General features: G+C 61.8%; 13 protein-coding genes and 1 pseudogene. 10 read left to right on the forward strand and 4 right to left on the reverse strand.

Annotated features, from left to right (window positions below; translation table 11 throughout):
* The first annotated feature begins 44 nt into the window (after positions 1–44).
* Together H7K34_RS16395 and H7K34_RS16400 are read left to right on the forward strand one after the other, a co-directional pair.
* The gene (locus H7K34_RS16395; protein WP_276059637.1) at positions 45–551 is read left to right on the forward strand and encodes a GtrA family protein; all 507 of its coding nucleotides are present in this window, start codon (positions 45–47) and stop codon (positions 549–551) included.
* A gap of 65 nt (positions 552–616) precedes the next feature.
* Positions 617–969 (forward strand): annotated as a pseudogene (locus H7K34_RS16400) (VOC family protein).
* A gap of 10 nt (positions 970–979) precedes the next feature.
* Here H7K34_RS16400 and phoU (H7K34_RS16405) read toward each other — a convergent pair.
* The 3 genes from phoU (H7K34_RS16405) to phoU (H7K34_RS16415) form a co-directional block, all read right to left on the reverse strand.
* Entirely contained in the window at positions 980–1,654 is a 675-nt protein-coding gene (gene phoU / locus H7K34_RS16405) for a phosphate signaling complex protein PhoU (protein WP_264063064.1), read from the reverse strand.
* Between the two features lie 5 nt (positions 1,655–1,659).
* A complete protein-coding gene (locus H7K34_RS16410; RefSeq protein WP_264063065.1) occupies positions 1,660–1,962 on the reverse strand; it encodes a DUF3349 domain-containing protein in 303 nt (100 codons plus the stop codon).
* A gap of 1,370 nt (positions 1,963–3,332) precedes the next feature.
* Positions 3,333–3,977 carry a phosphate signaling complex protein PhoU gene (phoU, locus tag H7K34_RS16415; protein ID WP_264063066.1) on the reverse strand — a complete coding sequence of 215 codons (645 nt, stop codon included), beginning with the start codon at positions 3,975–3,977 and terminating at the stop codon, positions 3,333–3,335.
* Between the two features lie 116 nt (positions 3,978–4,093).
* Here phoU (H7K34_RS16415) and H7K34_RS16420 point away from each other — a divergent pair, with 116 nt between their 5' ends.
* From H7K34_RS16420 to H7K34_RS26635, 3 genes are all read left to right on the forward strand, one after another.
* The gene (locus H7K34_RS16420; protein ID WP_264063067.1) at positions 4,094–4,393 is read left to right on the forward strand and encodes a DUF3349 domain-containing protein; all 300 of its coding nucleotides are present in this window, start codon (positions 4,094–4,096) and stop codon (positions 4,391–4,393) included.
* A 91-nt stretch (positions 4,394–4,484) separates the two neighbouring features.
* The gene (locus tag H7K34_RS16425) at positions 4,485–5,279 is read left to right on the forward strand and encodes an enoyl-CoA hydratase-related protein (protein WP_276059764.1); all 795 of its coding nucleotides are present in this window, start codon (positions 4,485–4,487) and stop codon (positions 5,277–5,279) included.
* Between the two features lie 275 nt (positions 5,280–5,554).
* On the forward strand, positions 5,555–6,796 hold the full coding sequence (locus H7K34_RS26635) for a PPE family protein (RefSeq protein WP_276059638.1): 1,242 nt from the start codon (positions 5,555–5,557) through the stop codon (positions 6,794–6,796).
* Between the two features lie 76 nt (positions 6,797–6,872).
* On the opposite strand, the gene H7K34_RS16435 is transcribed toward H7K34_RS26635, so the two are convergent.
* Entirely contained in the window at positions 6,873–7,784 is a 912-nt protein-coding gene (locus tag H7K34_RS16435; RefSeq protein ID WP_264063069.1) for a hypothetical protein, read from the reverse strand.
* A gap of 274 nt (positions 7,785–8,058) precedes the next feature.
* Here H7K34_RS16435 and H7K34_RS27060 point away from each other — a divergent pair, with 274 nt between their 5' ends.
* The 5 genes from H7K34_RS27060 (at position 8,059) to H7K34_RS16455 (ending at position 12,510) form a co-directional block, all read left to right on the forward strand.
* Complete coding sequence (locus tag H7K34_RS27060) at positions 8,059–8,259, forward strand: ORC-CDC6 family AAA ATPase (RefSeq protein WP_457852189.1); 201 nt, start codon at positions 8,059–8,061, stop codon at positions 8,257–8,259.
* 387 nt (positions 8,260–8,646) lie between these two features.
* Complete coding sequence (locus H7K34_RS16440) at positions 8,647–9,840, forward strand: tyrosine-type recombinase/integrase (protein WP_264063581.1); 1,194 nt, start codon at positions 8,647–8,649, stop codon at positions 9,838–9,840.
* Between the two features lie 525 nt (positions 9,841–10,365).
* Complete coding sequence (locus H7K34_RS16445; protein ID WP_264063070.1) at positions 10,366–10,563, forward strand: excisionase family DNA-binding protein; 198 nt, start codon at positions 10,366–10,368, stop codon at positions 10,561–10,563.
* A 265-nt stretch (positions 10,564–10,828) separates the two neighbouring features.
* On the forward strand, positions 10,829–11,158 hold the full coding sequence (locus tag H7K34_RS16450; protein WP_264063071.1) for a DUF2742 domain-containing protein: 330 nt from the start codon (positions 10,829–10,831) through the stop codon (positions 11,156–11,158).
* Positions 11,155–12,510 carry an AAA family ATPase gene (locus H7K34_RS16455; protein ID WP_264063072.1) on the forward strand — a complete coding sequence of 452 codons (1,356 nt, stop codon included), beginning with the start codon at positions 11,155–11,157 and terminating at the stop codon, positions 12,508–12,510. Before H7K34_RS16450 ends, H7K34_RS16455 begins: the two co-directional genes overlap by 4 nt.
* Positions 12,511–12,643: the final 133 nt, after the last annotated feature.

Consider the following 12,643-nt stretch of genomic DNA (forward strand, 5'->3'; position numbering starts at 1 on the left):
GCCGGGCCGGCAGATGGTGCGCGAAGAATTGGCCGACTGATCACATGGCCGAAACCCGGTCATGGCACGGTGGCCGCGTGCCAGCCGAATCGCGGGTTAGCCCATCACGCGCGGTCGACCGATTCCACAAGTCTTGTGCGGCGGTCGTCGGTCGGCTCCCGTTCGGGCTCGGCTCGGTCATTGCGCCGACGTTCCTCGGCTTCTGCGTGATCAACGGATTTACCTTCAGCGCCGACCTCGCGCTGCTCACCTTGCTGCGCAGCGGGCTCGATCTCGCGGTGCCGATCGCCGTCACGGTCGCCTACGCATGTGCCTTCGCGCTCAGTTACGTGCTCAACCGCACCTTCAACTTTGCGTCCCATGGCGCGGTCGGCCCACAGGTCGCGGTCTACGTCGTGGTGGTCGTCGTCAACTACCTGGCTTTCATCCTTGGGGTGACGAGCGTGTTATCGGCCATCGGCGTGCAATATCAGCTGTCGCGAATCGTGGCGGGCATGTGCGAAGCGGTGTACATGTACAGCGCGATGAGATGGGTCGTCTTCCGTCGCTGACCCGCGGCGCACAGCGTGCATTCGCTGCCTAGTGTGGAAGTGACTCAGTGCGAAGGAGGCATCCGTTGAGCGGGCACGAAGTAAAGATGATCATTCTGTCGACCGACGACTTGGACGAATCGATCCGGTTCTACAGCGAGACCCTTGGCATGGCACTGAAGTTCCGCGATGGCGCCCACTTCGCGGCACTCGATGGTGGGCCGGTCATTCTCGCACTGGCGACGGACGTCGACCATCCCATGCCCGGTCAGGTTGTCGTCGGTATCAAGACCGCTGATGTCGATGCCGGGGCAAGGCGGTGCAGGCCAGCGGTGGCGGCATCGTGAAGGGCCCGTACGACGACGCCCACGAACGACGTGCCGTGGTGTACGACAACAAAGGCAATGGGTTGGTGTTCTACAAGCCGCTGGCCCGCTGAAGGACGCGCGTCACGCGGTGGGGCGCTGCTCGGCTTGTTGTTGGGCGAGGTGAGAGCCGGTGGCTTGGAAGATAACTCGTTGACCCACCGTGACGGCGTGGTCCGCGAAGCGCTCGTAGTAGCGGCTCAGGAGAGTGACATCGACTGCGGCGGCGACGGTGTGAGACCACTGCCGATCCATCAGGGTCGTGAAGACAAGCCGGTGTAGCTCGTCCATCGCGTCGTCGTCGGCGGCGAGTTTGGCAGCGTGATCAGGATTTCCGGAAAGCACGACATTCGTCGCGTTCCGGCTGAGATCCACAGCGATGCGGCCCATTTCGGCGAAGCAAGACTTGATGTCATCGGGGATCGCGGTGCCGGGGTGGCGGCGGCGGGCAGTGTCGGCGACGTGGTGGGCCAGCGCGGCCATCCGGTAGACGTCGGCGACGTTTTGCAGGCTGGCCAGAATTGCCCGCAAGTCCGTGGCCACCGGTGATTGCAGCGCCAGCAGTGTGTAAGCGTCGTTTTCGGCCTGCGTGGCCCGGGCCATCAGCTCTGGATGGGCGCTGATCACGGCTTCGGCCAAGACGATGTCGGCGCTCAGCAGGGCTTCGGTGGCCTGTGCCATCGCGGTGCTGCTCAGATCGCACATGTCAGCAATGCTCTGGCTCAGCGCGTCGAGCTGGTTATGGAACGCGGTCCGCATCTGGTTCAACTCTTGCGTTCTGGTGGCCAGCCGATGGCTTCCAAGCGACGCTGCACCCGATCGAGCTCGTCGGCCCAGGGTGGCTCGTTGGTGATCCGGGTGATGGCTGAGCCGATTTCAGCCGTGTCGATTTTCAACTCGTCGCGGGCGGCCAGCTGTGCAGCGACCGCTGCCACGTCGTCGTCGGTGAGCCGACGGCGAAGCACGGCCAGCAGCGCGAATGAGTCCGTCGCGGGGACCCCCTGCGGGTAGCCGGCCCGGACGAACTCCACCATCTTCATCACCACGTCGGCGAGATTCACACTCATGGATGGCGGATGCCACGAATCGGTCCGGCTAAACGTGAACGTTTGCCCGCACGACGGTTGACCAGAGGGGTCGTGACCTGCGTTGTCGCCAGGCGTCTGCGGTACGAGTCGCAGATCTCGGCAAGAAGTCACGAAAACGACACGCGAATCGGAGGCTGAAGCTAGCATCGTTTAATGGCCGACGAGGCGGCCACCGGGAGGATCCTCGGTGGCCGCTTCACTTAATTTTTCGGCCGACAGCCCTCACCCCTGCCAAGCGCAAGGCTTTGTGCCGTGCCTGCGCGCACAGCTTCACATTCCCGAATGTGCTTGCATCCCAAGGCTATTGCGGTGACCCGCAGCGGTTCTGTGGCGTCCCGGTGAAGGTGGGGCCACAAGCCCTCGACGCCCGCCGGCGCCGGTGCACGAACGCCGGGGCGCAGGGAGATCTTCGGGCTGGGGCGCAAGCCGGCTCAACCGAAACGCTGATGGCCGCTGCGGCGCGAGTGCGGTGAAAGGCACCCAGCCCGCTAGCACACGCCTTGGCGCAGGGTACCGAGAAATTGGCCAGATCATTGAGAATTCTGATCCTGGCGCCGGCATGCGGCGAATTGATCTTGATGTCTAAACAATCGATCTTGATGACTTGGAATTCGAACTTGACGCCGCCGATAATTTGTAGAAGTTTTATGGTTTAGTTCCGCTCAGTTGGTGGTATTCGCGACGCATTCAAATCAGGCTTTCGGGTGGGAGGTCAGAATGGAGACGGTCGGAGCTCTGTTTATTGCTTCGGTTGGCGCGTTCCTGCTAACTATCGGTATCGGAAGTGCTGATTGCGTCAGCCAATGCTTCGGCAACGGCGCGGGAATGCAGTGCACCTCCTGCGACTCGCCCCAAGGATGGCGAGAGCCGCATGGCCACCTTGTTCGAGTAGATAACCACTGCTCAAAGCGATTTCATCTGGATTGGTCCGCTTACTGCCCGGCGATCGGCGCGAACCGGGACAGTGGTACCCGTAGGGTTCTCGCCCACCCGCCCTCCGTGGTGGCGGCTGCATTCAAGATCATCCAGCAAACAATGGCCGCCGACTCTTGAGCTGACTCGTTAGGCGACCAATAAATACTTGATAAAGCCCCGAGTCTGTTATTTAGACGAGATCCGTACCAGTGAATTCCCATCGCGCATGAAATAATCTTTCAGTCCGTTCAATTCGAGCAATCCATACCCGGAACTCATATGTACGTGCGCAATCACTGCCGGAAAAGTCTCGAAGTTTGTGAGATCCGCAGAATTCATACCTGCGGGCTCAGTCGCCCCGGAGAGTTACAACTTTCGGAATGTACTCCACGGGGTCGATGGCTGGTGTCCTGCCTGCGAGCGCCGGAATTGCGTCAGTTGCTGGGATCGCCGGTGGCCTGGAAGATGACCCGGCGGCCGATTTCTACGGCGTGGTCGGCGAACCGCTCGAAGTACCGGCCCAGCAGCGTGACGTCGACAGCGGCTGCCACGCCGTGCTGCCAGTCCCGGTCCATCAGCACCGTAAACAAGTGCCGGTGCAGCTCGTCCATGGCGTCATCTTCGTCGGCCAGTCTGGCCGCTTGTTCGGGATCACCGGACAACACAACATCTTTGACGTCACCGCCGATACTGACGGCGATGCGGCCCATTTCGGCGAAGTAGCCTTTGACGTCGTCAGGGATGGCGTGCGCGGGGTGCCGCCGACGGGCGGTTTTCGCGACATGGAGCGCCAGGGCGCCCATCCGGTCGACGTCGGCGACATTCTGCAAGCTGCTGAAGACCGCGCGCAGATCGGTGGCGACGGGAGCTTGCAGCGCCAGCAGGTTGAAGGCGTCGCTCTCGGCCTGGGCGGCGTAGGCGAGAAAATCCTCGTGTTCGCTGATCACCGTTTCGGCCACGCCGATGTCGGCTTCAAGGAGGGCCTGGGTCGCCCGTTGCATCGCGGTGCCCGAGATGCCACACATGTCGCCGATGCCGTGTTTCAGCGCATCGAGCTGCTGGTGATAGGCCGTCCGCATCGGTCAACGTTAGTCCGCCGGCCGGCGATGCCGCTGATTCGACACCATGGACACGGTTGGTCACCCGAGCTGTAGTTTGAGGGTCTAATCGGGCCTACAACTGCATTGGGGACGTAATGGCGAATCTGGGCGATCTTGCCGCCAGAATCGTGGCGTTCATCCGCGCCGGCTACCCGCAGGGCGTGCCACCGACCGATTACGTCCCCTTGCTGGCATTGCTGCGGCGCAGGCTGACCAATGACGAGGTAACCGAGGTGGCCATCCACCTCGCGACCAGCGGTGAGTTGAACGTCGACGTCGCCGATATCGGTGCGGCCATCACCCGGGTAACCGACGAGCTGCCCTCCCTGGAGGATCTCGACCGGGTGCAGCGACGGTTGGATGCGATCGGCTGGCCCGCCGAACCCGATTCTTAGAGTTGTCCTCGGATCGATCAGACTCAGCAGGGCACGAGGGGCGAGCAGAGGAGCCGAGGTGGCCGACGAATCGCGAACCGAAGAGCCGCAGTTGAAGGTGCAGCGCGACGGCAGTGTCGTGGTGCTCACGATGAACAACCCGCGGCGCAAGAACGCCCTGACACCGGCGATGATCACCTTGATGGCGCAGGCCTGGGATGAGATCGACGCCGATGACGGCATTCGCGCGGCTATCCTGACGGGAGAGGGATCCTCGTACTGCGTCGGCGGTGACCTCGCCGATGGATGGATGGTCCGGGGTGCCAAGGGCGGCGATGGGTCTGCCGCTGTGCCGGAAGGGAAGTCGGCCGGCGGCATCATCAGTTCGGGTCTGCTGTTGAGCCGTTCCCTGACGAAGCCGTTGATCGCCGCCGTCAACGGCGCTTGTCTTGGCGGAGGCTGCGAGATGTTGCAGCAGACCGATATTCGAGTCGCCGAGGAGCATGCGACGTTCGGGTTGCCCGAGGCCAAGTTCGGCCTGATCGCGGGAGCCGGCTCGACGGTCCGCCTCAAGCGCCAGATTCCCTACACAAAAGCCATGGAGATGATTCTGACCGGCGAGTCCCTGACCGCCGCCGAGGCGTATAACTTTGGCTTGGTGGGCCATGTCGTGCCCACGGGTCAATCGTTGGAGAAAGCGCGCGAGATCGCCGCCCGCGTTGTGGCCAATGGGCCACTGGCCGTGCGCAACGCGAAGGCATCGATCCTGCGTAGTGGGTGGATCGACGACGAGGACGCCCGCAAGATAGAGCAGCGCTTCGTGATTGAAGTGATGCGTTCGCAAGACGCCAAGGAAGGTCTTGCCGCCTTCGCGGCCAAGCGCGAACCACGTTTCAACGGCAAGTAATCAGCGAATTTTATTGGGCTGCAGAAAGATTCGCACTTCTCACTGACGATCGTCGTGGACACGCGGGCACGCGAACGGCGGTCGGGTACCGGTGATCATGAAGCGTCACATCAGCAGCTAGACATCGCGCCCCACCGAGCCATCGAGTTCGGGAGGGGTTTTCCTATCGTTGGTTCGGCGTTTTTACTTCCTTCGCGGGCCGTTATGAAACATACTGACGTTCCCATCAGTTGCGGTGTAACGGGCACACCCCCTAGTCACGAGGCAAAGACGCCATGGATTTTGGGTTGCTCATGCCGGAGATCAACTCCGGTCGCATGTATGCCGGTCCCGGATCGGGCCCGATGCTCGCCGCCGCGGCGGCCTGGGATGCACTGGCCGCGCAGCTGGAATCGGCTGCCAACGGCTACTTTTCGGAAGTCTCAGGTTTGGCCGGGCAGACGTGGTTCGGCCCGTCGTCGATGCGGATGACCGCCGCCGCCACGCCCTACGTGGCCTGGATGCAAGTGGCCGCCGCCCAGGCCGCCCAGACCTCGGCGCAGGCGTACGCGGCGGCCGCGGCCTATGAGGCGGCATTCGCCATGACGGTGCCCCCACCGATGATCGCGGCCAACCGGGCCCAGCTGATGGCTCTGGTCGCGACCAACTTCTTCGGGCAGAACACCCCGGCGATCGCGGCCACCGAAGCCCAGTACGGCGAGATGTGGGTCCAGGACGCCACCGCCATGTACACCTATGCCGCCGACTCGACGACCGTGAGCACCCTGACGTCGTTCGACGAGCCGCCGCAGACCACCAACCCGTCCGGGCAGGCTGATCAGGCCCGGTCGATGGCCCAGAACGCGGGCAATCTGACCAGCGCCCGCACCCAATCCCTGGTGCAGCAGGCGTCGACCAACACCGGGCCCGGTTCCATCGACTACACCCCGCCGGCCGAGCTCGACCCATCCATCCCGCCCGGCCAATCCGCCAACGTACCGCCCTTGAGCATCATCTCCGTCGGGACCAACTCGCACATGATCGTCGACGCCGGGTCGGTCACCATGGCACCCACCGGCGTCGCCGGCGCCTTCGAAGTCACTGCCGCTCACGGTTCGACGATCACGCTCAATTCCGGCAGTATCTTTACCGCTGGTGGACCCTTGCAGTGGTTAAACGCGGCCACCGGCGCCCACGTGAGTGGCGTGGTGAACGTTGGTGTTGGAGAAAGCCTCACCCTTACCCCCAACCTGAACGCCGGGGCCTTCGGCTTCCTCAACGCGGGCTCCGTCACGCTCGGACCCGGAACCGGCATCATCACCGTGAACAACCCCGCCATCGGAATTGCCGGGCTCACCGGCGCGACCCTCACCAATGCCGCGGGCACCGTCTCCTACACCTCCGTCCCCGCACCCGCATTGGCCGCCGCACCCGGTCTGGCCGGAACCGCCGGGATTCAACCCCAGCTCAACACTGAGGGACTTGCGGACTGGGCCCGCCGCCTGACCGAAGACCAACTTGCGGCCGGCTTAGGTTAAGGACATCCCACCCGACGTACTCACTCGCCCGCAGTCGTGGTCTGGGCTGGCGGTAGCTGTATTACAGAGCCTCACCTCACTCACCCTTTGGCGGCGGGTTGCTGGCAGGCAGGTCCGGGGGCTCACCGTTAGCCTGCTGCGAGGGGACATAGCTTCCCGGCATTGCGAATGCGATCGAAACGAAAATTATTGAGGGGACGACCATGCACAAGACGATCCCGATGGCGAAGTAGAAAATTGAATGCGAGTCCGGCAGCCAGGGATAGAGTACTGTGAATCCAAGGGCCACAAGAAGATACACGATGCAAGGGGTTGAGACCCAAAACCGCGTACGTTTAGAGTCGACTACACCGCGCCGCCCCGACGCAACCCTAATGAGGGTCCGCAGCACCATCGCGGTGCAAACAATGAAGCAGATACAAACAATTGCTACTCCGAATCCCTGTGCCTCTGTGCAGATTTCGTCAAGTTCGCCGCGCATCTCGTCGATGAAGTTTATTGCGTTATATGCCAGCAGGGTCAGCGGCCCAAGTATGACAACCAGAGCGGCGTAGCTTGCGCGAGTAGTAAATTCCGCACTGTCGCCGCCCCAGTCATGCCGAGCGATGACCCAGGCGAGGCCCGCCACAAGTAGCACCGCACCGACTCCGAGGAGTCCCGCCGCAGGCATAAAATCTAGCCAGGCCCGCTTGCAAACCTGTTGGTAATCCGAGTGCTCGTCCGGCTTTATGGCAGCGATGGAGCCGAAGAGGTAACTGTCCAGCCCAAGGACTATGACTCCCAATCCCAAATAAACGACAGCGTTTTCTGCGGCTTCGAGATCGGCACGCTTCATAGTCAGGAGTGTTGTTATTGCGAGGAGCATGAATCCCGCGAGGACGCCAGCGAGCTGGGCGTTAGGCGTTGAGACGTCTATAACGCTCCATGGATGCTGCTGGGACACACACTTATCACTCAGGGCTGAGTACGTAATCACACTGATGCTCATGTCATCTCCCAAGCTAGATGGCAGACGCGTTGCTTGATTCGTATTTTATGAACGCACACTCGCCGCGCGCAGCATTATGTGTTAGAACGTGTTCGATTCAGACGCGGGACGATGCCTGTGAAGTTCCATGGAGCGCTAGCCGCCCTTGAAGGTTGCATCGATTGACCGACGGAGTTCCGCCTTCGCAGCTAGACGCGACCCACGAGAATCTTTCACAAAGCTGGGGTGATCAATCGACCAGGCGCATACGCTTCCAGCGTCGAATCTTGTCCTGATGCGCGCATACAGGCGGTTCGAGGATGCTGACGACGAGACACTCTCCAAGACCTTCGTCAATATTCCACCTTTAGAGGCGATGCTTCGCTCACGCCAACACCAGAGCGTTTACGGGCGGAGAGGCACCGGCAAGACTCACGTTCTGAGATACCTGACGAACACCGAGCGTGGTTCTGCCAGTAGCCACTGCAACGAGTGAACGACTAGGCACGCTTGAGGGACGCTCCGCGCAATCACGATCTACGGCATCTACCACGTGACGCTCGCTTCACGGCGGCACAGACGGGGCGCTGCGGGGTGCCCGGTTGGCGCCAATGATTGAAACCCCGACCAGCGTCAACGGTGGCCGCGGTGGCACTCTGACCTGCTATTACGTGGTGCGCGATACTGGGATTGAACCAGTTCACTCAGTTTGCTAGCGTGGGTATTGTGACCAGCGCAAATAGTGGATTTACCTGCTCTGACACTGGTCAGTGTAGCGGAATTCCGCGGAATGTCACGGAAAGTTGATACAGTCTTGTTAGCTCACGAGGAGTTCACGCAGTTCACGCCAGTGCACGGCAAAGTATCGCAGCAGGTAGAGGGCATGGTTCGAGGAAAAGGCCGCAAGCCACAGAAGCGCGGCGCGTTCGGCACCGCCCATAAGCTGCCGAGCGGCCGGTACCGCGCGATGTACCACGGACCGGACGGGCGACGCTACACAGCCCCGAAGACATTCCTGACTGAGAAGGACGCCCGCGGCTGGCTCTCGCTGCAGCAGTCGGAGATCATCCGCAAAGCTTGGGTGCCGCCCGAGGCGGACGCGCAGCCAGCGCCAAAGCTGACATTCGAGGACTACTCGAAGACGTGGATGACCCAGCGGGACCTCAAAGACCGCACCCGCGAGCACTACGAGAAGCTTCTCGAGGATCACATCGTGCCCAAGTTCGGCTCGTGGCCGATCGGGTCGATCACAGCCGACGATGTGCGAACCTGGCACGCCAAGATGAGTAACAAGACACCGACGCTGCGTGCCCACTGCTACGGTCTGCTGCGGACGATCATGGGCACGGCGCTCAGTGACGGAAAGATTCGGGTCAACCCTTGCGTGATCCGCGGCGCCGGTAGCGCCAGGCGGGTCCACAAAATCCGTCCGGCGTCACTTGACGAAATCGCTGTCATCGCAGAGGAGATGCCCGAGCGATACCGGGCGATGGTGTTGCTCGCCGCGTGGTGTGCACTGCGGTTTGGGGAGCTGACCGAACTCCGGCGCCGGGACATCATCATCGTCGAACCGGCCGAGGAGCAATTGGCTACGGCCGCAGCCAATTCGGAGGAGCCGCCCGAGTCGTACGGCATTGTCCGTGTCGAGCGAGCCGTCGTCCGTACCAAGAGCGGCTTCGAGCCCACTACGCCGAAGTCGGATGCCGGCCGTCGTGACGTCGAAATCCCACCGCATCTTCTCCCGGTGATCAAAGACCACCTAGAACAGCTCGTAGAAGCTGACAAAGAGGCTCTCCTTTTTCCCGCTGTACAGGGAGGCCACCTGGCACCGGCCAGCCTCTATCGCCAGTTCTACAAAGCCCGCTCGGTGGCTAAGCGAGACGACCTGCGTTGGCACGATCTCCGGCGCAGCGGCGCTGTATTGGCCGCCGCGACCGGCGCCACGCTCGCGGAATTGATGGCACGCCTTGGACATTCAACACCGCAAGCCGCGATGAGATACCAGCACGCAGCACAAGGTCGCGACAGACAGATCGCGAAACTGCTCTCAAAGCTCGCAATCGATAGTGGGCCATGATGGACGAAAAGATCAGGTATGTCGTCATGTGCAGCTGCACGGGATCGCTTGAGCCCATTGCCTACATAGATGATCACCGCCCTTCAGAGCACCCTCAATCAATACTTCGCGGACTGATAACCATCACAGGTCCGTCGAGCCAGAAACTTGCGTCGGGCCTGCCCTCAACACTGGCCATTCCGAAGGACGACGCTAACGCTAAGCGGAAGACCGCTAACGTCAGCGAAATCTTCTGGGGTGATGGCCACGTCGAGTGGACGTTGCGATGCCTGGAATGTGAAGTTGAGGTCCGGATGCACCGTGACACGATCCGCAGGGTTGCCGATGAGTTAGCCGCAGGATTAGACCAATGCCCACTGGTCAAGTTGCCCGACCCAAAAGAGCCCGAGCGTCATTTAATTCAACTTGGCGTGTTGAATGACCGTGTCTCACGCCAAGACCGCTAGACTTTCCACTGCGCTCATGTAGCGCCACGTCTCCGAGACTCGGGTGGGCGTCACTTCAGTGACACCCGAAAGGCCCGAGATGGCAGACACAATCACCCCTCGTCGGCGATACGCCAAGATCGCCGAAGCAGCGGACTACCTGCAAGTAACTGACCGCACCATTCGGCAGATGATTGCCGACGGCCGCCTCACTGGATATCGCAGTGGCGGCCGCCTGGTCCGCATCGACCTCAATGAGCTCGACGCGGCGATGAAGCCCTTCGGGGGTGCGGCATGACAGAAGCGAAAAGGCCGGCCCCCGCCAAGGAAAACCGGCCTTCTCCAAACACCACCAATGAGGCCAAGCTTACTCGTCTCCTCGGTCTACAGCGACACGAACCGATGACTGCGGAGGATCGCGCCGATATCGACGTGATCATCGCGGCTGCTGAGCGCGGATTTCGACTGGCCACCAAGTGTTCTGCGTGTGGGAGCTGGATCAGTGCACCGTCCAGTGTCCGTCAGCATCTCGGTCCTGTCTGTGCGAAAAGGGCGGCCAGGAAATGACTCTCACACTTGATTCTCGCCAGGTGACCTGGTGGACGGTCCATGAATTCGTTGAAGCTGCGCTCAGCCGAGCCGATGTCTCCTCGTGGCCTATGGCCGGCACTCCGGCTTGGTGTGCCCTCGCCGAGGGGGACCCGCGGAAATGGGCTGCCCTGTTCGATGCTGGCGAGCACTGGGCGCTCCGTGTTGAGACGTGCCAAGAGCATTTTGGTGATGCTGCGAAAATGGTTGCCCAGTCGGAAGATTGGTCGGTTGTCGCTCGTCGAATCCAGGACCGCAACTCCTTCTATGCGGAGAAGCCCTGGCTTAAGCGGGTGCCCCGATGAACGAACCGCTACCCACAGGGGTGCAGTTGACGAGGCTGGCAGACGTTGAACCAGAAGAGGTCTCGTGGCATTGGTACGGTCGCCTTCCGGTTGGAAAGCTGGTCACCCTTGATGGGGATCCTGGTCTTGGAAAGTCCACCCTGGCCCTAGCTATCGCGGCGAACATCACGCGCGGCGGCCGCTGGCCCGATGGCAGCACATGCGAGTACCCCGGAGCTGTCTTGCTGATGTCAGCGGAGGACGGCCTAGCCGACACGGTCAGGCCTCGTCTCGACGCTGCAGGGGCCGACGTGGCTCACGTGCATGCGATTGAGGGCGTTCTGATCAGCGAGGAGCATGGCGAACGCATACTGCGGCCGCCGAACCTCGCCGACATAGAAGCGCTGGAGGAGGCGATCACACGTACCGGGGCCCGGCTCTTGGTGATTGATGTCGTGATGGCGTATCTGCCGACCGGCACCGACGCTCACCGAGATCAGGATGTCCGACGCGTGTTGTCGCGGCTGTCATCGCTGGCCGAACGAACCCGCTGCACGATTCTGCTTCTGCGGCACCTCAATAAGGCAAAAGGCGGAGATCCGATTTATCGGGGCGGCGGATCTATCGGCATCGTCGGTGCTGCACGGGCGGGCATGCTCGTGGCCCCGGACCCCGATGACCCCGACCGTCGAATCCTGGCGGCAGTCAAGTCAAACTTGGGTCCGCCGCCGGAATCGCTTGCATATCGTTTGATTGGCGATGGCGGATTCGGTGTAGCTCGGGTGCAGTGGGAAGGAAGCACCGAACACACGGCACGGACTTTGCTGTCGGCACTAGACGGAGACGACGAACATGGGGCAGCGACTGAGGCCGAGCAATGGCTAGCGGACTATCTCACCGAGCAGGGAGCCGCCCCGTCGAAGACTGTCAAAGCCGCCGCAGCGAAGGCTGGAATCGCTGAACGCACCCTCAAGCGGGCAGCCAAATCGTTACCCGTCGTCGTCGATTCCCGCGGCTTTCCTCGGGTCACTTGGTGGGAGATCCCCAGTCAGGCCAACGCCAGTCAGGACACCCCCGTCTCCCGAAATGTTGGCCCAACTGGCCCAACTGGCGGCGAGCTGCAGAAATGTGATGGCCCACCTGGGCTGAATCCGCAGTTGGGCCAAGTGCGGGAGACGGGCCCAACTGCAGAGGAAACGGCAATTTCAGGTGTCCGATTTCGGACACGTGCATCGAGCACCGATCCGCTCTGTGGGTGCGGAGCACCACTGCGGCAAGAGGAATCGATCAAGTCCGGGCAATGCATGGAGTGCTACATGTCCGGGATCGCAGACAAGGTGTCCGCCCCGTCCGGCGGCCGGGCGAAATCATGAACCGCAAGCAACGTCGAGCCGCCCGCAAGCAGACGCCCGCCAACATCCGCGCATTTGCTGACGCCTACCGATGCCCTGACTGTCTCAGTGAAACAGCCGAGCCGGTAACCGACGAGTTCGGTATCTGGCACCT

Source organism: Mycobacterium montefiorense (genome assembly GCF_025823255.1).
Lineage (GTDB): Bacteria > Actinomycetota > Actinomycetes > Mycobacteriales > Mycobacteriaceae > Mycobacterium > Mycobacterium montefiorense.

Coding starts and splice junctions, on each gene's coding strand:
- H7K34_RS16395 (WP_276059637.1), top strand. CDS start 45: ATGGCCGAAACCCGGTCATGGCACGGTGGCCGCGTGCCAGCCGAATCG.
- phoU (WP_264063064.1), bottom strand. CDS start 1,654: ATGCGGACCGCGTTCCATAACCAGCTCGACGCGCTGAGCCAGAGCATT.
- H7K34_RS16410 (WP_264063065.1), bottom strand. CDS start 1,962: ATGAGTGTGAATCTCGCCGACGTGGTGATGAAGATGGTGGAGTTCGTC.
- phoU (WP_264063066.1), bottom strand. CDS start 3,977: ATGCGGACGGCCTATCACCAGCAGCTCGATGCGCTGAAACACGGCATC.
- H7K34_RS16420 (WP_264063067.1), top strand. CDS start 4,094: ATGGCGAATCTGGGCGATCTTGCCGCCAGAATCGTGGCGTTCATCCGC.
- H7K34_RS26635 (WP_276059638.1), top strand. CDS start 5,555: ATGGATTTTGGGTTGCTCATGCCGGAGATCAACTCCGGTCGCATGTAT.
- H7K34_RS16435 (WP_264063069.1), bottom strand. CDS start 7,784: ATGAGCATCAGTGTGATTACGTACTCAGCCCTGAGTGATAAGTGTGTG.
- H7K34_RS27060 (WP_457852189.1), top strand. CDS start 8,059: ATGCGCGCATACAGGCGGTTCGAGGATGCTGACGACGAGACACTCTCC.
- H7K34_RS16440 (WP_264063581.1), top strand. CDS start 8,647: ATGGTTCGAGGAAAAGGCCGCAAGCCACAGAAGCGCGGCGCGTTCGGC.
- H7K34_RS16445 (WP_264063070.1), top strand. CDS start 10,366: ATGGCAGACACAATCACCCCTCGTCGGCGATACGCCAAGATCGCCGAA.
- H7K34_RS16450 (WP_264063071.1), top strand. CDS start 10,829: ATGACTCTCACACTTGATTCTCGCCAGGTGACCTGGTGGACGGTCCAT.
- H7K34_RS16455 (WP_264063072.1), top strand. CDS start 11,155: ATGAACGAACCGCTACCCACAGGGGTGCAGTTGACGAGGCTGGCAGAC.